The 18,237-nt window shown below is 61.7% G+C and carries 18 protein-coding genes; 6 read left to right on the top strand and 12 right to left on the bottom strand.

Annotated elements, in window-relative coordinates; all coding sequences use genetic code 11:
• Positions 1 to 2: 2 nt before the first annotated feature.
• Complete coding sequence (locus J2X15_RS06670) at positions 3 to 344, bottom strand: MarR family EPS-associated transcriptional regulator (RefSeq protein WP_310340610.1); 342 nt, start codon at positions 342 to 344, stop codon at positions 3 to 5.
• Between the two features lie 64 nt (positions 345 to 408).
• Positions 409 to 2,409, bottom strand: a complete 2,001-nt coding sequence (locus J2X15_RS06675) for an SDR family oxidoreductase (RefSeq protein ID WP_310340612.1) — start codon at positions 2,407 to 2,409, stop codon at positions 409 to 411.
• Between the two features lie 224 nt (positions 2,410 to 2,633).
• On the opposite strand from J2X15_RS06675, the gene J2X15_RS06680 reads away from it, so the two are divergent.
• The 4 genes from J2X15_RS06680 (at position 2,634) to J2X15_RS06695 (ending at position 6,063) form a co-directional block, all read left to right on the top strand.
• Positions 2,634 to 3,248 (top strand): phasin family protein, encoded by a 615-nt coding sequence (locus tag J2X15_RS06680; protein ID WP_310340615.1) that lies wholly within the window; start codon positions 2,634 to 2,636, stop codon positions 3,246 to 3,248.
• Between the two features lie 117 nt (positions 3,249 to 3,365).
• A complete protein-coding gene (locus J2X15_RS06685; RefSeq protein ID WP_310340619.1) occupies positions 3,366 to 4,613 on the top strand; it encodes a patatin-like phospholipase family protein in 1,248 nt (415 codons plus the stop codon).
• A gap of 9 nt (positions 4,614 to 4,622) precedes the next feature.
• Positions 4,623 to 5,279 (top strand): TetR/AcrR family transcriptional regulator, encoded by a 657-nt coding sequence (locus J2X15_RS06690; protein ID WP_310340622.1) that lies wholly within the window; start codon positions 4,623 to 4,625, stop codon positions 5,277 to 5,279.
• A 10-nt stretch (positions 5,280 to 5,289) separates the two neighbouring features.
• Positions 5,290 to 6,063 carry a hypothetical protein gene (locus tag J2X15_RS06695; protein WP_310340624.1) on the top strand — a complete coding sequence of 258 codons (774 nt, stop codon included), beginning with the start codon at positions 5,290 to 5,292 and terminating at the stop codon, positions 6,061 to 6,063.
• Between the two features lie 24 nt (positions 6,064 to 6,087).
• Here J2X15_RS06695 and J2X15_RS06700 read toward each other — a convergent pair whose 3' ends face one another.
• Positions 6,088 to 7,641 carry a wax ester/triacylglycerol synthase family O-acyltransferase gene (locus tag J2X15_RS06700; protein WP_310340627.1) on the bottom strand — a complete coding sequence of 518 codons (1,554 nt, stop codon included), beginning with the start codon at positions 7,639 to 7,641 and terminating at the stop codon, positions 6,088 to 6,090.
• A 94-nt stretch (positions 7,642 to 7,735) separates the two neighbouring features.
• On the opposite strand from J2X15_RS06700, the gene J2X15_RS06705 reads away from it, so the two are divergent.
• Positions 7,736 to 7,990 carry an acyl-CoA-binding protein gene (locus J2X15_RS06705; protein ID WP_310340629.1) on the top strand — a complete coding sequence of 85 codons (255 nt, stop codon included), beginning with the start codon at positions 7,736 to 7,738 and terminating at the stop codon, positions 7,988 to 7,990.
• A gap of 60 nt (positions 7,991 to 8,050) precedes the next feature.
• On the opposite strand, the gene J2X15_RS06710 is transcribed toward J2X15_RS06705, so the two are convergent.
• Positions 8,051 to 8,377 (bottom strand): polyhydroxyalkanoic acid system family protein, encoded by a 327-nt coding sequence (locus J2X15_RS06710; protein WP_310340633.1) that lies wholly within the window; start codon positions 8,375 to 8,377, stop codon positions 8,051 to 8,053.
• A 74-nt stretch (positions 8,378 to 8,451) separates the two neighbouring features.
• Here J2X15_RS06710 and J2X15_RS06715 point away from each other — a divergent pair, with 74 nt between their 5' ends.
• The gene (locus J2X15_RS06715) at positions 8,452 to 8,784 is read left to right on the top strand and encodes a DUF1840 domain-containing protein (protein WP_310340635.1); all 333 of its coding nucleotides are present in this window, start codon (positions 8,452 to 8,454) and stop codon (positions 8,782 to 8,784) included.
• Between the two features lie 37 nt (positions 8,785 to 8,821).
• Here the strand turns inward: J2X15_RS06715 and J2X15_RS06720 are convergent, their stop codons facing one another.
• The 8 genes from J2X15_RS06720 to J2X15_RS06755 form a co-directional block, all read right to left on the bottom strand.
• Complete coding sequence (locus tag J2X15_RS06720) at positions 8,822 to 9,793, bottom strand: tripartite tricarboxylate transporter substrate-binding protein (RefSeq protein WP_310340637.1); 972 nt, start codon at positions 9,791 to 9,793, stop codon at positions 8,822 to 8,824.
• An 82-nt stretch (positions 9,794 to 9,875) separates the two neighbouring features.
• Positions 9,876 to 11,129: a phenylacetate--CoA ligase family protein gene (locus J2X15_RS06725; RefSeq protein WP_310340640.1), complete on the bottom strand. Its 1,254-nt coding sequence runs from the start codon at positions 11,127 to 11,129 to the stop codon at positions 9,876 to 9,878.
• 11 nt (positions 11,130 to 11,140) lie between these two features.
• Complete coding sequence (locus tag J2X15_RS06730) at positions 11,141 to 11,950, bottom strand: ABC transporter ATP-binding protein (RefSeq protein ID WP_310340644.1); 810 nt, start codon at positions 11,948 to 11,950, stop codon at positions 11,141 to 11,143.
• A 75-nt stretch (positions 11,951 to 12,025) separates the two neighbouring features.
• On the bottom strand, positions 12,026 to 13,354 hold the full coding sequence (locus tag J2X15_RS06735) for an ABC transporter substrate-binding protein (RefSeq protein WP_310340648.1): 1,329 nt from the start codon (positions 13,352 to 13,354) through the stop codon (positions 12,026 to 12,028).
• A 62-nt stretch (positions 13,355 to 13,416) separates the two neighbouring features.
• Positions 13,417 to 14,493, bottom strand: coding sequence for a branched-chain amino acid ABC transporter permease (locus J2X15_RS06740; RefSeq protein WP_310340650.1), 1,077 nt, complete (start codon positions 14,491 to 14,493; stop codon positions 13,417 to 13,419).
• Positions 14,494 to 14,519: 26 nt separating this feature from the next.
• The gene (locus tag J2X15_RS06745; RefSeq protein ID WP_310340652.1) at positions 14,520 to 15,449 is read right to left on the bottom strand and encodes a branched-chain amino acid ABC transporter permease; all 930 of its coding nucleotides are present in this window, start codon (positions 15,447 to 15,449) and stop codon (positions 14,520 to 14,522) included.
• A 12-nt stretch (positions 15,450 to 15,461) separates the two neighbouring features.
• Positions 15,462 to 16,244 (bottom strand): ABC transporter ATP-binding protein, encoded by a 783-nt coding sequence (locus J2X15_RS06750; protein WP_310340654.1) that lies wholly within the window; start codon positions 16,242 to 16,244, stop codon positions 15,462 to 15,464.
• Positions 16,241 to 18,193 carry an AMP-dependent synthetase/ligase gene (locus J2X15_RS06755; protein WP_310340655.1) on the bottom strand — a complete coding sequence of 651 codons (1,953 nt, stop codon included), beginning with the start codon at positions 18,191 to 18,193 and terminating at the stop codon, positions 16,241 to 16,243. Before J2X15_RS06755 ends, J2X15_RS06750 begins: the two co-directional genes overlap by 4 nt.
• Between the last annotated feature and the right edge of the window lie 44 nt (positions 18,194 to 18,237).

Genomic DNA, 18,237 nt, shown 5'->3' on the forward strand with positions numbered 1-18,237 from the left:
CTTCAATCCAGAATAGCCTTGGTCTGCTCCTGCAGCATTTCAATTTCTTTGCGAAGCAGCTCGTATTCTTTGATTTTGCGCGCAAGGAACAGGCCCGTTAATGCGGCCTTTTTCTTGATACCTGCAGGTGTCAGGACATACAAATACGCCAGCTTTTGTTTGCTGTTCTGAAAACTTTGCATCTTGAGCAAGCCCTTGTCCAAAAGGGCACGCACACAATAATTGGTTTTACCCAGACTAACACCAAGTGCCAACGCCAACTCCCGCTGACTCAACTCGGGGTTGGTTTCCAGCAGGCAAAGCACTTTCCAGTGCGCATCCTCTTCGGCTAACGGCGTGTTCATCAGTTGAACGCATCGTACCATGGCAAAGCCAATGCGCTCAAACCTCGCCGCCTAAAAAGGATGCCTAGAAATGTATCCCCCGCATCATCTGCTGCATGGCAATCGCCTCCGGCGACAACTTCTGCTTCTCCCCGGGCTTGGCCCCCTTGGCAGCTGATGAATCAGGGAACATGCGGAAGCTCGTGTTCATCGCAATCTGGGCGATGCGGGGCACCAGGGCATGCAACACCTGGCCGGTGATACCCAGGCGCGTAGCGATGCGTACAGGCTTGCTGATGCAGGCGTCGGCCACCATGTCTGCGGCTTGCTCGGGTGACAGCGTGGGCACATTGTTGTAGATGCCAGTGGGGGCAATCATGGGCGTACGCACCAACGGCATGTTGATGGTGGTAAAGCTGATGCCCTGGTCCGCAAATTCGCTGGACGCGCAGCGCGTCCAGGCGTCCAGAGCAGCTTTAGACGCCACATAGGCGCTGAAGCGCGGGGCATTGGTCAGCACGCCAATGGAGCTGATGTTGACCACATGACCCTTCTTCTTTGCCACCATGCCGGGCAACAAGCCCATCGTCACGCGCAGGCAGCCAAAGTAATTCAACTGCATGGTGCGCTCGTAGTCGTGGAAGCGGTCGTAGCTGGACTCGATGGCACGGCGGATCGAGCGGCCAGCGTTGTTGATCAGGAAGTCCACACCACCGTGGTTATCGATCAGCACCTGCACGAAGCGGTCGCAATCGGCCATGTCAGCGATGTCAGCCGGGTAGGCAACAAAGTTATAGCCTTTGGCCTTCGCTTCCTTGCAGGCTTCTTCCAGCTTGTCGACATCGCGGCCGCAAATGATGGTGGTGGCACCCGCCTCGGCAAACTTGTGCGCCGCAGCCAAACCAATGCCTGAAGAGCCGCCGGTGATCAACACCACCTTGCCGCCCACGGTACCGCGCAGGCTGCGGTCGATGTGCAGATCGGGATCGAGGTGGCGTTCCCAGTAATCCCACAGGCGCCATGCGTAGTCTTTGAGGTTGGGGCATTCCACGCCACTGCCCTTGAGCATGGCCAAGGTGTCCCGGCAATCAAAGCGCGTGGGATAGTTCACAAAGGTAAACATGTCCTCAGGCAGGCCCAGGTCCTTCATGACCGCGTTGCGCACGCGGCGCACCGGCGCCAGCGCCATCAGGCTCTTGGTCACGCTGCGCGGAATGAAGCCCAGCAGCGCCGCATTCACAAACACATTCATCTTGGGCGCATGCGCTGCCTTGCTGAAAATGTCCAGCACGTCGCCCACACGGTAGCCCACCGGATCCACCAAGTGGTAGCACTTCTTGGTGATGTCGGCCTTGTGGCTGATGACATCCAGCGCATCCACCACAAAATCCACCGGCACGATGTTGATGCGTCCGCCTTCCAGGCCGATGGCCGGCATCCAGGGCGGTAGCAGTTGGCGCATGCGCTGGATCAGCTTGAAAAAGTAGTACGGGCCGTCGATCTTGTCCATCTCGCCGGTCTGGCTGTCGCCCACCACCATGGCAGGGCGGTACACCGACCAGGGCACCTTGCAGTCCTTGCGCACGATCTTTTCGCTCTCGTGCTTGGTCATGAAGTAGGGGTGGTCGTAGTTCTCGGCCTCTTCAAACATGTCCTCACGAAACACGCCTTCGTACAAGCCGGCTGCAGCAATCGACGACACATGGTGGAAATGCCCGGCGTCAATCGCCTTGGCAAAATCGATGGTGTTGCGCGTGCCCTCAATGTTGACGGCGATCTGGCTTTCCTCGTCGGCGCCCAGGTCGTACACCGCGGCCAGGTGATAGAAATGGTCGACTTGGCCCTTCAGTGCCTTGACCGCATCCCCGGCCACACCCAGCTTCTTGGAGGTCAGGTCGCCAAAGACCGGCACGGCACGGGCTGCGCTCTTGGCGTCTTTCAGGCCCCAAAACTGTCGCAGATCATCTACCTTGCCTGCACTCTCTTTGCGAATCAGAAAGTGCACCACCGCGCCTTTGCGCTCCAGCAGTTTCTTGACAAGGCGCTTGCCGATAAAGCCCGTGGCTCCGGTAACAAAGTACTGCATACACACTCCAAAGAATCAAGGCATTCTGACCGACTTTGCGGGGCGTTCCATTCATCGTAAACCCGCAACAAAATCTGCGAATGGCGATTGTGATTGCAGCCCGTGTACGCCGTTAGTGGTGCCCATCTACAAACCAAGGCCAACAGGCCTTAGAGTCGGGCCTGCACGGCTTGCTCCACTTATCGGAGCAAACGCCCCGCCCACCATTCCCTCAGGAGCCCATCATGGTCAAAAAACTGCAAAAGAAACAACCCACCAAAGCCGCAGGCATCCACCTGTCGGGTTCGGTCAAAGACTCTGCCCAGCAGATCTGGCAAGCCGGCCTGGGTGCTTTCACCCGCGCACAAGCTGAAGGCAGCAAGGCATTTGAATCCCTGGTCAAGGAAGGCGTGAGCATCCAGCGCAAGACCCAGGCCGCTGCCGAAGAGAAGATTTCCGAAGCCACTGCCAAGATGTCCACCATGGCCACCGACATTTCCAGCAAGGCCTCTGGCCAGTGGGACAAGCTGGAAAACATCTTTGAAGAACGCGTGGCCAAGGCCCTGAACAAGCTGGGTGTGCCGTCTGCCAAAGACGTGAGCGCCCTGATTACCCGCATCGACGACCTGAACAAGGCCGTGCAAAAGCTATCGACCAAGGCACCCGCTGCAGCCAAGGCCCCTGTTGCCAAGGCCGTCAAAAAACCAGTCACCAAGAAAGCGGCACCCGCGCCCGCGAAGAAGGCTGTGAAGACCCCAGCCAAGAAAACCGCTGCCCCTGCCAAAAAGGCCTCCGTCAAGCGCGATGCCCCTGCCAGCAAAGCGACAGAACTCCCCGTGGTGGACGCACCCGCAGCCTAAGCTGGATGCGGCTTCTCCACTCTTGGAAAAGGGCGCCCCGGCGCCCTTTTTTGCGCCCGCGACACCCTGCTGCATTGCAACAAAAAGCGGGCACCCCGGCATCTACACTTTGAGACTATGACCGTTCGAAAAAAGACCCCTCCCAAAATTGCGCTGGCATTGGCGGGCGGGGGCCCACTGGGGGCCATTTACGAAGTGGGCGCCATGTGCGCGCTGGAAGAATCGCTGGACGGTCTGGACTTCAACCAGCTTGACCACTATGTGGGTGTTTCGGCCGGTGGCTTCATCGTGGCCGCCCTGGCCAACGGCATGACTCCACGCGAGATGTGCGCATCGTTTATCGAAAACGACGGCACGCCCTCCGAGACTTTCGACCCCTCTTGGCTCATGGAGCCCGCGTACAGTGAGTTTGCGCGCCGTGGCATCACCCTGCCGGGCTTGGCGCTGCGGGCGGCTTGGCGCGTGCTCAGCGGTAGGACATCGTTGTTGCGGGCGCTGGAAGACATGGGCCCCGGCCTGCCTACCGGTATCTTCTCCAACCAGCAGGTAGACACGCAGTTGGCCCGCCTGTTCAGCCAACCCGGCCGCACCAACGACTTTCGCGAACTCAAAACCAAGCTCACGCTGGTCGCCACCAACCTGGACAGCGCCGAAGCCGCCCCGTTTGGCCGCCCGGGCTTTGACCACGTCCCCATCTCGCGCGCCGTGCAGGCCAGCTCAGCACTGCCGGGCCTGTTCCCACCCGTTGAGATCGACGACCAGTACTACGTGGACGGTGCGCTGAAGAAAACCATGCACGCCTCGGTGGCGCTGGACGATGGTGTGGACCTGATGATTTGCCTGAACCCCCTGGTGCCCTTCAACGCCACAGCGCCGCAGTTCGACAGGCTCATGCAACGCGGCATGCCGCAAGAAAAGCGCAAGATCCCACGCATCGTGGACGGCGGCCTGCCCGCCGTGCTGAGCCAAACCTTCCGCTCCATGATCCACTCGCGCATGGAACTGGGCATGAAGCACTACGCGCACGCCTACCCCAACACCGACATTGTGTGGATAGAGCCCGACCACCGCGACCCCGAGCTGTATCTGGCCAACACCTTCAGCTACGCGCAGCGTCGGCATCTGGCCGAACACGCCTACCAGCAGACCCGGCAAATGCTTCGCTCGCGCAAGACCGGCCTATCGACCAAGCTGGCGCGCCACGGCATCACGCTGAAGCATGATGTGCTGGACGACCCCAAGCGCCACCTGTGCCTCCCGCAAAAACCACCCACCGAGCTGGGCCGGGCCATTGCCAGCCTGCAGGAAATCATGAATGACCTGGGCGCCCTCGTGGCCCAACCCGCCACCCAAGCCCTGCACTGAAGGCACCCGATGGTCAAAAAAGCCCCCCGCCGCACCGCCGAACGCATTCTGGAAGTCACGCTGGAGCTATTCAACCGGTTTGGCGAACCCAATGTCTCCACCACGTTGATCTCGGCCGAACTCGGCATCAGCCCCGGCAACCTGTACTACCACTACCCGGCCAAGGACGAACTGATCAACTCGCTGTTTGACCGCTACGAGCGCTCGCTCAATGAGGTGCTCAATGCCAGCGACAACGCCCGTGATGTGGAGGACGCCTGGTTCTTCATGCACACGCTGTTCGAGCTGATCTGGCAGTACCGTTTTTTGTACCGCGACCTGAACGACCTACTGAGTAAAAACCGCCGCCTGGAAACCCATTTCCAGAGCGTGCTGAAGAACAAGACCCGCTCCATCCGCGCCCTGCTGGAAAGCATGGCGCGCTCCGGCGCGCTGCGCATGGACTCGCGTGAGATGGAGCCCACCGCCACCAGCATGGTGGTGGTGCTAACTTACTGGCTGAGCTTTGAATACGTGCGTGACCCACGCAACGCGCTGGAGCCCGCCAGTGCTCAGGCGGCGCTGATGCGCGGTGCCCATCATGTGCTCAACCTGCTGGTGCCCTACCTGGAAACCCAGCAGCGCACCCACCTGCTCCACCTGGCCGGTGCCTACACCAGCCCCTGAAGGCCCCACCATGCCCGCCTGGACGCCCTTTCCCCACACCGCCAGCTACCCGTTTGACGCTGCCACCGTGGCGGCGCAGTGGAACCGCCTGCACGCGGGGAACCGGGAACCCCTGCCGGAAGACCCGCGTGTGCTGGCCGCCTGGGTGCTGTTTCACCGGGGCGAGTTCGAGGCGGCGGCTGAAGCGGGCGAGCAGTTGGGCCCCGAGGGCCTGACCGTGGCCAACAAAGCCCGCCTCATCCACGCCGACTACCTGGAGCCCCGCGAGAAAGTGCGACAAGAGCTGTTCTGGGACATTGCCCAACGCACTGCCGCCCATGCGGCCGCGCAACCTCAGCACGCCAATGCCCACTACTTGCATGGCTACGCACTGGGCCGCTACACCCAGGGCGTCAGCGTGGCCAAAGCGCTGGCCCAGGGCCTGGGCGGCAAGGTCAAGGCCTCGCTGGAAGCCGCCATTGCCCTGCAGCCCGCACACGCCGATGCCTGCATTGCGCTGGGCACTTTCCATGCGGAAGTCATTGACAAGGTGGGGCCGTTGATTGGCAGCATGACCTACGGTGCCAAGAAAGACACCAGCCTGGCCCTGTTTGCCCAGGGTCTGGAGCGCTTGCCGCATTCGGCCATTGCACTAACGGAATACGCCAAGGCCCTGGTCATGCTGGAGGGCGATGCCAAGCAAGCAGAAGCCCACCGGCTCTACGAAAAGGCTGCCGCCATCGCCCCGCTGGACGCCATGGGCCACTTGGGCGTGGAACTGGTCAAAGCCGAACTCACCGCCTGAGCGGCAGTCGGCTTCGGCCTGGGCTTACTCGCCCCAGGGCAGCATCAGGGTGAGCATCGACAGCTTGGCAAACTCGGGTTCAAACTGGTCGATGATTTTTTGCGGGTCCGGGCACAGCGTGGAATCCGACACCACCCCAAACTGCACACCACCGCCATAGCTCAGGATGGACACGCCCAGCCCCACGGAACCACTCTGGGGCACCCAGAACAGCGTTTCCTCAATGGTGGAGCCGCAGATCTTGAGCTTCTCGCGCGGGCCCGGCACATTGGTCATCACGGCCGTGGTCTTTTTGGAAAACAGGTTCAGCAGTGCGTCCTGCGCGGGCTTGATCAGCAAGCCCGCTACGGCCAGCAAGCCGAACGCCAAGAGCGGCTGCATGCTGCCCTTGAGCCCGCGCATGCGGCTGCGTACCTCGTAGACGCGTTCCACCGGGTTGTCCATGCCCACCGGCAGCACCAACGGCGCCAGGCCAAACTGGTTGCCTAGCTTGTAGGCGTTTTCCATGGGCCGCAGGTTCACCGGCACCATGGCGCGTATTTCCTTGCCGGCCACCGCATCACCATGTTCCTTGAGGTACTCGCCCAAGGCGCCTGCCACGCAGCTCAACAGCACATCGTTGATGGAACAGTTCAGCGCCTTGCCCACCGCCTTCACCTCTTCCAGCGGGATCGGCGGGCACCAGGCCACGCGCTTGGAACTGCCGGGTGTGCCCTTGAGGCGGGTGGGCGAGTCATCGGGCATCAGCGCCAGCGAGGCCAGGTCGGTCACCACCTGGTAGGCCATCTTGGCCGCGTCTACCGACGAGTGCATGCCCTGCTCCATGCCTTTCTGCGGCTCCATCAGCAGCCCCATGGAGCGTGCAGCACCCTCGCCAGCTGCGCCCAGCGCCTTCACCGTCATATTGGTCAGCGGCTTGAGCAGTGCGTCGGCAATCCAGGCCTCAGCACCTTCCATGCCGTCGGCATGGGCCTCGCGCGGCTTGCGCACGGGCGGGGGTGCACCACCGTCCACCAACGACTGAGTGACGGAGATCAGCGCAATGCCGTCGGCAATGCAGTGATGGATGCGCACCATCAGCGCCGAGCCACCCTTGTAATCCTCCACCAGATGGAACTGCCACAGCGGGCGGTGCCGGCTCAATGGCTCCATGGTCAGCTGCGCCAGACGGTCCTGCAGGGCTTCCTGCTCGCGGCCCTTGGGCTTCTTGGGCAGGGTCTCGCGCACCAGATGGTTGCGCAGATCAAACGCGGTGTCCTTCACCCAGGTGGCGCCGGCAGCGTCTTCCACCGCGCACTGCACAAAGCGCGGGTACTTCAACAGGCGCTCTTCAATGCGCTGGGCCAGGTCTTCGTACTTCAGCTTGGGGTGGATCACCCACACGCCCAGGATCATCATCAGGTTGGAGGCCGAATCCATGCGCAGCCAGGCGGTGTCCACCTTGCTCATGCGCTCGCCCTGCAGGCCCAGCGTGCCGATCACGGCATCGGTCACATTCTTTTGCACCACGCGCGCAGCCTTTTGGGTCTGGCGTTTGGCCTTTTGGGCAACATCTTTGGCAAGAACTCTGGTGACCATGAAATCTCCGGGCTAAACGGGGTTGGGGGTGCTTGCCTATTCTGCAGTGAAAACGCACCGTAAGATACGCGGGTAACCATCAATGGAGAACACCATGGCCGACCTGCAAGCCACTTTCGAAGCCGCTGTAGCCAATTCCAAAAACCTGAGCGAGCGCCCTGACAACGGCACCCTGCTGAAGATCTACGCGCTCTACAAGCAAGCCACCACTGGCGACAACACCGAGAAGAAGCCCGGCTTTGCCGACATGGTGGGCCGCGCCAAGTGGGATGCCTGGAACGGCTTCAAGGGCACGGCCAATGCCGACGCGATGCAGCAGTACATCGACCTCATCGAGTCTTTGAGCTAAATCAGCCTCCAGCCTCCGTGAACGCTGCGCGAGCAGCTATCAAAAAAGTAGCGTTTTACGCTACTTTTTTTTCGCCGGGGCTTTGGCCTTGGCAGCTGTGGGGGCCAGCAGCTGGTCCAGGTTCTTGACGATCTCGGCCTCGATCTTGTCCTTGAACGCGCCCAGCAAAAAGCCTAGCTTGGCGTTCAACTCAAAGCGGTCGGCGGTCACCTGCAGCGTGCCGTTCACGCCCGAACGCTTGAAGCCCACCTCGTCCTCGGTCTTGCCTTCGGCATAAGTGCAATCCATTCCGAACTCCTCTTCCACCTGCTCCGCCCAGGTGAAGGCAATCTTGCGTGCTGCGGCCAGGCCCAGTGCGTGTTCACGAACGATATGAAGGTCTGCCACGGTGGTACTCCTCGGGGTCGGTATGCTGTTGGGGTTCGCTGTTCATTGCATCATAAAACCACGGTACCCACACCATGCTCTACAAGTTCAAATCCAAAGCCACCAGCGACGTGATCATGCTGGAACCCAATGGCCGCCAGATTCTGCAGATCTGGGGCAAGTTCGAGGAAGGCGCACCGGCCAAGGGCATCTTGCTGCCCGAGGACATGCCCGCCGCCAAAGCCGCGCTGGAGGCCGCCATCGCCACCGAAGAAGCCCAACGCGCCCAAACCGCGCTGGAGGCCCAGGACCGTGGCGAAGACACCCACGCCCCGGCCGGCGTATCGCTGCGCCAGCGCGCCACGCCGCTGCTGGACATGCTGCAGCGCAGCCAGAAGGCCCAAAAAGAAATCGTCTGGGGAACCTGAGTCCGCCAGACGATTCGAGGTGGCCTAGAAAGCGGAATCAGTCCGCGTAGACGCCCGCAGCCTTGATGATGGGGCTCCACTTGGCGATTTCTGCGGCCACAAACTTCTTGTGTTCGGCCGGTTCCACGCGCTTGTCAGTCACCACCACAGCGCCCAACCCCTCTTCCTTCTTCAAAAAGTCGGCATCCTTCAGCGCCACCTTCAGGGCCGCATTCACCTTGGTCAGCACATCGGCGGGCGTACCAGCGGGCGCGTACAGGCCGTGCCAGATGGTGACCTCAAAGCCCTTCAAGCCAGACTCCTGCAACGTGGGGAGGTCCTTCAGCGCAGGAGTGGTCAAGCGCTTGGGCGTGGTCACCGCGTAGGCAACAACCTTCTTGCCTTCAATCTGCTGCGTGGTGTTGGTAGTCTGATCACACATCAGGTCGATCTGGCCGCCAATCAAATCGGTCATGGCCGGCGCGGTGCCTTTGTAGGGCACCGTGGTCATGTCGGTGGCCACCGCATTCTGGAACAACAGGCCGCACAGGTGCGAGGCGGAGCCAATGCCTGCGTTGCCCAGGTTGATTTTGCCCTTGTTCTGAGCAATCCAGCCGGTCAGATCCTTGAAGTTCTTGGCTGGGTGGTCAGGCCGGCCAATCAGGGTCATGGGCACTTCGTTGATCAGGCCCAGGTATTCAAAATCGCTGTCCACTTTGAACGGCATGTTGCGCACCAGCGTGGGCATGGTGGCCATGGCAATGTGGTTGAGCAGCAGGGTGTAACCGTCTGGAGCGGCCTTGGCCACCTTGTTGGAGCCAATCGAGCTACCAGCACCGGCCGAGTTGTCCACAATGATGCTCACGCCGCCCAAGGGCTTGCGCAGCGCCTCGGCCAGGTCACGGGCCACGCGGTCGGTGGGGCCACCAGCGGCAAACGGCACCACGATGGTGATGGGCTTGGAGGGGTAGGTCTGTGCATGGGCGCACACAGCCAAGGCGGCCGCAGCAACGACAAGTAGTTTTTTCATGGTCAAGCTCCAGTTAAAGATTACAAAGTCTAGCCCGGCTTTGGGGACCAAGCATGAAGGAAACTACTTAGCCCCCAGATTTTTAACGGTAGCTGCGCGCGTCCTCAATCACCTTGCCATCGTTGGGCAGTGCGCCCGGCACCACCAGCTGCACGTCGCCGCGCAGCTTGGTGACATCGCGGATGGCCTCGCCCACGCGACCGGCCAAACCGTCGGGCTGGCCCGCCACCTCCACCAGCAGCGTCATGGCGTCGTTGGCCATCTCGCCACTCACCACCAAACGCACGCGGCCCACCTCGGGGAAGCGCTTGGCAATCGCGTCCACTTGCTTGGGGTGCACAAACATGCCGCGCACCTTGGTGGTCTGGTCGGCTCGCCCCATCCAGCCCTTGATGCGCGTATTGGTGCGGCCTGTAGGGCAAGGCCCCGCCAGCACGGCGGACAGATCCCCCGTGCCAAAGCGCACCAGCGGGTAGCCGGCGCTCAGCGTGGTCACTACCACCTCTCCCACCTCACCCTCGGCCACCGGGTCGCCCGTACCGGGGCGCACGATTTCGACAACCACGCCCTCGTCCAACACCAGGCCCTCACGGGCCGTGGTCTCGTAGGCAATCAGCCCCAGATCGGCTGTGGCGTAGCACTGGTAGCCGTCCACACCACGGTCAGAGAACCAGTCGCGCAAAGATGGCGGAAACGCCTCGCCACCAAACATGGCCTTGGTCACGCTGGGAATGGTCACGCCCATCTCAGCAGCCTTTTCCAGAATGATCTTGAGAAAACTGGGCGTGCCGATGTAGCCCGCGGGCTGCAGCTCGCGCATGGCCTGCACCTGTTGCTCGGTCTGGCCCGTGCCACCGGGAAACACCGTGCAGCCCAGCGCATGGGCACCGGTTTCCATCATCGAGCCCGCCGGCACAAAGTGGTAGCTGAAGCTGTTATGGATCAGTTCACCGGGCCGAAAGCCCGCCGCAAAAATGGCGCGCGCCATGCGCCAGTAGTCCCGGCCGGTGCCCTCGGGCTCGTAGATGGGGCCCGGACTGGCAAACACGCGCGGCATAGCCGCACCAAACCCCAGCGCGCTAAAGCCACCAAACACGCTGCCGCCCTCGGCACGCGCAGCCTGCTGCAGCGCCTGCAACTCGGACTTGCGCGTGACTGGCAGCTTGGCCAGCGCGGCGCGGTCCACCACCTGGGTGGCGTCCACGCCGTCCAGAATCCGGGCAAAGGCCGGCGCCTGGCGCTGGGCATAGGCCACCTGCCCCGGCAAGGCCGCCATGAGCGCGGCCTCGCGGGCGTCGGGAGAACGGGTTTCCAGGATGTCGTAGGTCGTGGTCATGGCAGTCCTCCTCAAGCCAACCAGCGCTTGCGGCGCTTGTAGCTCTTCACGTCCTTGAAGCTCTTGCGCTCGCCGCCGCCCACGCCCAGGTAGAACTCCTTCACGTCCTCATTGGTACGCAGGTCTTCGGCGGCGCCGTCCATCACCACGCGGCCGCTCTCCATGATGTAGCCGTAGTCTGCGTACTTGAGCGCCATGTTGGTGTTTTGCTCGGCCAGTAAAAAGGTCACGCGCTCCTTCGTGTTGAGGTCCTTCACGATCTCGAACACTTCCTCAACGATTTGCGGCGCCAGGCCCATGGACGGTTCGTCCAACAACACCATGCTGGGGTTGGCCATGAGTGCGCGGCCGATGGCGCACATCTGCTGCTCGCCGCCCGAGGTGTACGCCGCCTGCGAAGTGCGTCGGGTCTTAAGACGCGGGAAGTAGGCGTAAACCTTCTCCAGGTTCGCCGCCACCTCGGCCTTGCTCTTGCGCGTGTAGCCACCGGTAAGCAGGTTTTCTTCAATCGTCAAGTGGGCAAAGCAGTGCCGCCCCTCCATCACCTGCACCACGCCGCGCTGCACCAGGTCGGCAGGGCTCAGGTTCTCGATGCGCTCGCCACGCAATTCGATACTGCCCTTGGTCACCGCACCGCGCTCACCGGCCAACAGGTTGGACACGGCCCGCAAAGTGGTGGTCTTGCCCGCGCCGTTGCCCCCCAGGATGGCCACGATACCACCCTCCGGGACCTGCAGTGACACGCCCTTGAGCACCAGAATGACGTGGTTGTAAATGACCTCGATGCCATTCACGTTGAGAACAATGTTTTTGGGTTCCATAGGTTTGCCTTTACCAATCGACAGGCCTGCAGCACAAGCCTGTCGATTGGCAGCCCTTGCGGGCCGCCAATCTATTTAGCTCTGGCAATCTGCGGGAGTGCGCGGTGTCAGTTTTTTCTCGGTGGCGTACTTGGCAGCCGTGGTCTTCACCAGCGGTTTCAAGATTTGCTCATCGGCCTGCAGCCAATCCGAGGTGAACTGCCACTTACTGCCATCCCAGGTGTGGATGCGGGCCCACGAGGCGCCCATATGGTCCGCACAGGAAGTGCTGATGGGTCGCATCACGCCAGCGAAGCCCAGGGCATCCAGCTTGGGCTGGGTGAGGTTCAGGTTTTCCAGACCCCAGCGCACTTGTTCGCCGGTCATGACCTTGCCCTTGCCATAGCGCTCTTGGGCCGCGCGGATGCCTTCCACGCCCAGCATGGCGCTCATGGCACCGCGCATGTACAGCACCTGGCCCACTTCTTCTTTGGGTCCAGTGCCCTGGCCCTTGTCATGCACCATGGCCATCACGTCCTTGACCAGCTTGGACTGCGGCTCGGCGCCGTGCTGCATGGTCACTGCGTTGTAGCCCTTGGCACCTTCAGCCACGTCTTTCACGTCCGGCTCAGCACCGGCCCACCACACGCCGTACATCTTTTCGCGCGGGTAGCCGGTGGCTTGCGCTTCCTTGATGGCGGTGCTGTTCATAATGCCCCAGCCCCACAACACCACGTAATCAGGCCGGTTCTGGCGCACCTGCAGCCAGGTGGCCTTTTGCTCCACACCAGGTGCCGTCACGGGCAGCAGCGTGAGCGTGAAGCCGTGCATGGCCGCGCGCTCTTGCAGCAGCGGAATAGGCTCTTTACCAAACGGGCTGTCGTGGTAGACCAGCGAGATCTTCTTGCCCTTGAGCTTGTCAAAGCCGCCTTCCTTTTTGGCGATGGCCTGCATGATGGCGTCGGCAGCCACCCAGTAGGTACCCGCGATGGGGAAGTTCCACTTGAACACCGAACCGTCCGCGCTCTCGCTGCGGCCGTAGCCCACAGTCACCACCGAGATCTTGTCGGCGGGGGCTTTCTCGGTAATGGCAAAGGTGGCGCCGGTGGACAAAGGCTGCACAAAAGAGGCACCCTTGCTCTTCAGACGTTCGTAGCACTCCACGCTACGCGCCGTGTCGTAACCGGTTTCGCATTCTTCAAAGGACAGCTTCACGCCGTTGACGCCGCCGCGGGCGTTCACCAGCTTCAGGTAGTCCACATAACCGTTGGCCCATGGCACACCGTTGGGGGCGTAGGGCCCGGTGCGGTACGACAGCACGGGGATGAACTGCTCTTTGGACTGGGCCTGGGCGTTGCCCGCCAGCAAGACAGAGGCACCGGCGGCCACCATGGCGCTTGCAAGTACAAGTTTAGAAAGCTTCATTTGTCTCTCCTGTAATTAAGTTGTTGAAGCACGGGGAAAACACGGAACCTGACCCACCCCACTCAATGGGGGAAGGGCCACAAACGCAATTTTTGTTTACCGATGGACCAGAGCTTGGCCAGGCCATGCGGCTCCACGATGAGGAACCAGACAATGAGCCCGCCAAACACCATGAGCTCGGCATGCGAGACACCGGCAGTGGAAATATTGATGCCCACGCTACCTGCCAGCGCAGGCAGGAATTGGCTCAGGAAGATGGGCAGCACCACGATAAAGGCCGCGCCAAAGAAGCTGCCCATGATGGAACCCATGCCGCCGATGATGACCATGAACAGCAGCTTGAACGACTGGTCTACCGAGAAGGCCGCAGGCTCCCAGGCACCCAGGTAAATAAAGCCCCACAAGGCACCGGCCACGCCCACGATGAAGGAGCTGACCGCAAACGCGCTCAGCTTGGCGTACATGGGGCGGATGCCAATGACGGCCGCCGCGACGTCCATGTCACGAATCGCCATCCACTCCCGGCCCACGGCGCCGCGCACCAGGTTTTTGGCCAACAACGCGATGACGGCCAAGAGCGAGAGACAAAACAGGTACTTGGCCACCGGGCTTTCCAGCGAAAGGCCAAACACCTGCAAGTTGGACACCGACACCGAGCCCGAGGGCGAGTTGTTGGTAAACCACTGGACGCGCAAAAACATCCAGTCCGCAAAAAACTGCGCTGCCAGCGTGGCCACCGCCAGGTACAGACCCTTGACCCGCAAGCTGGGCAGGCCAAACACCATACCAAACAGCATGGAACTCACACCGCCCAGCAGCAGCGCCACCAGCAGCGGCATGCCCTCAATGCGCACAAAGAAGTTGTAGGCCGCGTAGGCCCCCACCGCCATGAAGGCGCCCGAGCCCAGTGAAATTTGCCCGCAGAAGCCCACCAAAATGTTCACACCCACCGCCGCCAGCGAGAAGATCAAGAAGGGAATCAGGATGGCGCGGAATAGGTAGTCGCTGGCCCCCATGGGCACTGCCACAAACGCCACCAGCAGCAGCGCCAGCATGAACCGGCGGTCTTGCGCGATGGGCAGGATCTGCTGGTCCGCGCGGTAGGTGGTTTTGAATTGGCCGTTTTCTCTGTAGAACATGGTTGTCTCTTATCGTTGTGATGGGCTCAAACGCGGTCGATGATTTTTTCGCCGAAGAGGCCCTGCGGCCGGATCAGCAAGAAGCCCAGCGCCAATACATAGGCAAACCAGATCTCGATGCCGCCACCCACAAACGGGCCCAGGTAGACCTCGGACAGCTTCTCGCCCACCCCAATAATCAGCCCGCCCACAATGGCGCCGGGCACGGAAGTGAGGCCACCCAGGATGACGACCGGCAGCGCGCGCAGCGCCACCGTGGTCAGCGAAAACTGCACACCCAGCTTGCTGCCCCAGATCATCCCGGCCACCAGCGCCACCACGCCGGCCACGCACCAGACGATGACCCAGATGCGGTTCAGCGGAATGCCGATGGATTGCGCGGCCTGGTGGTCGTCGGCCACGGCGCGCAGCGCACGGCCGGTGGCGGTTTTCTGGAAGAACACGCTCAGCAGCGCCACCAGGGCGGCGGCGATCAGCGCGGCGTAAAGGTCTTCTTTGTTGATCAGGATGCCGCCTTCAAACGTGCTCTCCAGAATCATCACCGGGTCTTTGGGCATGCCGATGTCGATCTTGTAGATGCTGCTGCCGAACAAGGTCTGGCCCAGGCCTTCCATGAAGTAGGTGATGCCCAGGGTGGCCATCAAGAGCGTGGTGCCCTCCTGGTTCACCAGGTGGCGCAGCACCAGGCGCTCGATGATCCAGGCCACCACAAACATGACTACGCCCGCACCACCAAAGGCCAGCACATTCGCAACAATGGGGTTGGCAATGCCGAGGTACAGCGGAATCCATTCCGCAAAGCGCGCCATGGCCAGCGCCGCAAACAGCACCATGGCGCCCTGCGCAAAGTTGAACACGCCCGACGCCTTGAAGATCAGCACAAAGCCCAGCGCCACCAGGGAATACAGCATGCCCGCCATGAGGCCGCCGAGTAAGGTTTCGAGAAAGAAAGCCATGGTGAAAAATCCTTAGTGACTCGTGCCAAGGTAGGCGCTGATGACGTCGGGGTTGTTGCGCACCTCGTCGGGCGTACCGTCGCCAATCTTCTTGCCGTAGTCCAGCACCACCACGCGGTCGCTGATGTCCATCACCACGCCCATGTCATGCTCGATCAACACCACCGTGGTGCCAAACTCGTCGTTGACGTCCAGCACAAAGCGGCACATGTCCTGCTTCTCTTCCACGTTCATGCCGGCCATGGGTTCGTCCAGCAGCAGCACCTGCGGCTCCATGGCCAGGGCGCGGCCCAGATCTACGCGCTTTTGCAGTCCGTAGGGCAGCTGGCCCACGGGCGTCTTGCGGTAAGCCTGGATCTCCAGGAAGTCGATGATGCGTTCCACCGCCTCGCGGTGCTGAATCTCTTCACGCTCCGCCGGGCCCATGCGCAGCGCCTGCAGCAGGATGTTGCTTTTGATCTTGAGGTTGCGCCCGGACATGATGTTGTCCAGCACGCTCATGCCCTTGAACAGCGCTAGGTTCTGGAAGGTGCGGCCTATGCCCATGGTCGCCACCTGGTGGCTGTTCATGTACTTGAAGGCCTGGCCACGGAAGGTGATGGCGCCGTCTTGCGGTGCATACACGCCGTTGATGCAGTTCAGCATGGAGCTCTTGCCTGCCCCGTTGGGACCAATGATGGCGCGAATCTCATGCTCGCGCACATTGAAGCTGATGTCGGTCAGCGCCTTCACGCCGCCAAAACGCAGAGAGATGTTGTTCACGTCCAGAATGACGTCGCCTATTTTTTTGCTCATGCCGCTGCCTTCACGGGTGCGAATGTCTTTGCGTCGTCAATGCGCAGCGTGGCGCTCACGCTGCCGGTGCGCCCGTCTTCAAACTTCACCTGGGTTTCAATGAACTGGCTGGTCTTGCCGCTGTAGAGCGCGTCCACCAGCACGTCGTATTTGTCGGCAATGAAGCCGCGGCGCACCTTGTTGGTCCGTGTGAGTTCGCCGTCGTCGGCGTCCAGCTCTTTGTGCAGCACCAGAAAGCGGCTCACCTGGCTGCCGGCCAAGAGCGCGTCGGCGCTCAGGTCGGCGTTCACCTTCTCCACGCACTCCTTGATGAGCTGGTAGACCTCGGGCTTTTGCGCCAGGTCGGTGTAGCCCGCATAGGGCAGGTTGCGGCGCTCGGCCCAGTTGCCCACGGCGTCAAAGTCGATGTTGATGAGCACGCACACCTGGTCGCGGCCATCGCCATAGGCCACCACCTCTTTGATGTGCTGGAAGAACTTCAGCTTGTTCTCCACATACTTGGGCGCAAACATGGCCGCGTCAAACGCCCCGCCTTTGATGCGGCCCACGTCTTTCACGCGATCGATGATCTTCAGGTGGCCCTGCGCGTCGATAAAGCCCGCATCGCTGGAGTGGTACCAGCCGTCAGCCGTCAGCACCTCGGCCGTGGCGGCGGGGTTTTTGTAGTACGCGGTGAACAGGCCGGGCGACTTGATCAGGATTTCGCCGTTGTCGGCCACCTTGATCTCTACGCCCTCGCAGGGCACGCCCACGGTGTCGGCGCGCGCCTGGTTGTCGGGCTGCAGGCACACGAACACCGCGGTCTCGGTAGAGCCGTACAGCTGCTTGAGGTTGATGCCGATGGAACGGTAGAACGTGAACAGGTCCGGGCCAATGGCCTCACCCGCGGTGTAGGCCACGCGCACGCGGCTAAAGCCCAGCGTGTTGCGCAGCGGGCCATAGACCAGCACATTGCCCAACGCATACAGCGCGCGGTCGGCGGCCGACACGGGTAATCCATCCATCAGCGCGGGGCCCACTTTTTTGGCCACACCCATGAAGTAATGGAACATATGGCGCTTGATGGCGCCCGCATCTTCCATGCGGATCATCACGCTGGTCAATAGGCCTTCAAAGATGCGCGGCGGCGCAAAGTAGTAGGTGGGGCCAATCTCTTTCAGGTCAATGGTGGCGGTGGCGCTGCTTTCGGGGCAGTTCACCACATAGCCGCACGACAGCCACTGCGCGTAGCTGAAGATGTTTTGCCCAATCCAGGCCGGTGGCAAATAGGCCAGCACCTCTTCGTCGCCCGTCAATTTGTCGAACTCGGCACCGGCGCGGGCGCGGTTCAACAGCGAATCATGCGTATGCACCACGCCCTTGGGGTTGCCCGTGGTGCCAGAGGTGAAGAACATGGCCGCCACGTCGGTGTGTGCGATCTTGGCAATCTCGCTCTTGAAGAAATTGGGCTGCGCGGCGGCAAAGGCGCGGCCGCTGGCCTGCAGTGCGTCCAGCGCCGCCAGTCCCGGCTCGTCGTAGTGGCGCAGGCCACGCGGGTCGTCAAAGTAGATGTGGGCTAGCTGCGGGCACTGGGCGCGCACCTCCAGTAGCTTGTCCACCTGCTCCTGGTCCTCTGCAAAGGCAAAGCGCACGTCGGCGTTGTTGATGGGGAACACGCATTCGGGCGCAGCCGCGTCCTGGTACAGCGGAATAGGCACGGCGCCCAGGCTTTGCGCGGCCAGCATGGTGGCGTACAGCCGGGGGCGGTTGGCGCCCACCACCACCATGTGGTCGTCGCGCCGCAGCCCGGCCTGGTGCAGGCCCGCAGCAATCTGTTCCACCATCTGCGCCAAGCCCGACCAGGTCAGCGCCTGCCAGATGCCGTATTCCTTTTCACGCATGGCTGGCGCCTGCGGGCGCTGGCTGGCATGCTGCAGCAGCAGTTGCGGAAATGTCGTGTGCGTACCCATTGCGTGTCACCTCGTTATGGCCGGTCACCTGTGCGACGCGGACT

It is taken from the genome of Rhodoferax saidenbachensis (assembly GCF_031457975.1).
In the GTDB taxonomy this organism is placed as follows: Bacteria; Pseudomonadota; Gammaproteobacteria; order Burkholderiales; family Burkholderiaceae_C; genus Allorhodoferax; species Allorhodoferax saidenbachensis_A.

Coding starts and splice junctions, on each gene's coding strand:
- J2X15_RS06695 (WP_310340624.1), top strand. CDS start 5,290: ATGCCCGCCTGGACGCCCTTTCCCCACACCGCCAGCTACCCGTTTGAC.
- J2X15_RS06750 (WP_310340654.1), bottom strand. CDS start 16,244: ATGAGCAAAAAAATAGGCGACGTCATTCTGGACGTGAACAACATCTCT.
- J2X15_RS06700 (WP_310340627.1), bottom strand. CDS start 7,641: ATGGTCACCAGAGTTCTTGCCAAAGATGTTGCCCAAAAGGCCAAACGC.
- J2X15_RS06675 (WP_310340612.1), bottom strand. CDS start 2,409: ATGCAGTACTTTGTTACCGGAGCCACGGGCTTTATCGGCAAGCGCCTT.
- J2X15_RS06725 (WP_310340640.1), bottom strand. CDS start 11,129: ATGACCACGACCTACGACATCCTGGAAACCCGTTCTCCCGACGCCCGC.
- J2X15_RS06680 (WP_310340615.1), top strand. CDS start 2,634: ATGGTCAAAAAACTGCAAAAGAAACAACCCACCAAAGCCGCAGGCATC.
- J2X15_RS06685 (WP_310340619.1), top strand. CDS start 3,366: ATGACCGTTCGAAAAAAGACCCCTCCCAAAATTGCGCTGGCATTGGCG.
- J2X15_RS06730 (WP_310340644.1), bottom strand. CDS start 11,950: ATGGAACCCAAAAACATTGTTCTCAACGTGAATGGCATCGAGGTCATT.
- J2X15_RS06745 (WP_310340652.1), bottom strand. CDS start 15,449: ATGGCTTTCTTTCTCGAAACCTTACTCGGCGGCCTCATGGCGGGCATG.
- J2X15_RS06690 (WP_310340622.1), top strand. CDS start 4,623: ATGGTCAAAAAAGCCCCCCGCCGCACCGCCGAACGCATTCTGGAAGTC.
- J2X15_RS06670 (WP_310340610.1), bottom strand. CDS start 344: ATGAACACGCCGTTAGCCGAAGAGGATGCGCACTGGAAAGTGCTTTGC.
- J2X15_RS06715 (WP_310340635.1), top strand. CDS start 8,452: ATGCTCTACAAGTTCAAATCCAAAGCCACCAGCGACGTGATCATGCTG.
- J2X15_RS06735 (WP_310340648.1), bottom strand. CDS start 13,354: ATGAAGCTTTCTAAACTTGTACTTGCAAGCGCCATGGTGGCCGCCGGT.
- J2X15_RS06755 (WP_310340655.1), bottom strand. CDS start 18,193: ATGGGTACGCACACGACATTTCCGCAACTGCTGCTGCAGCATGCCAGC.
- J2X15_RS06740 (WP_310340650.1), bottom strand. CDS start 14,493: ATGTTCTACAGAGAAAACGGCCAATTCAAAACCACCTACCGCGCGGAC.
- J2X15_RS06720 (WP_310340637.1), bottom strand. CDS start 9,793: ATGAAAAAACTACTTGTCGTTGCTGCGGCCGCCTTGGCTGTGTGCGCC.
- J2X15_RS06705 (WP_310340629.1), top strand. CDS start 7,736: ATGGCCGACCTGCAAGCCACTTTCGAAGCCGCTGTAGCCAATTCCAAA.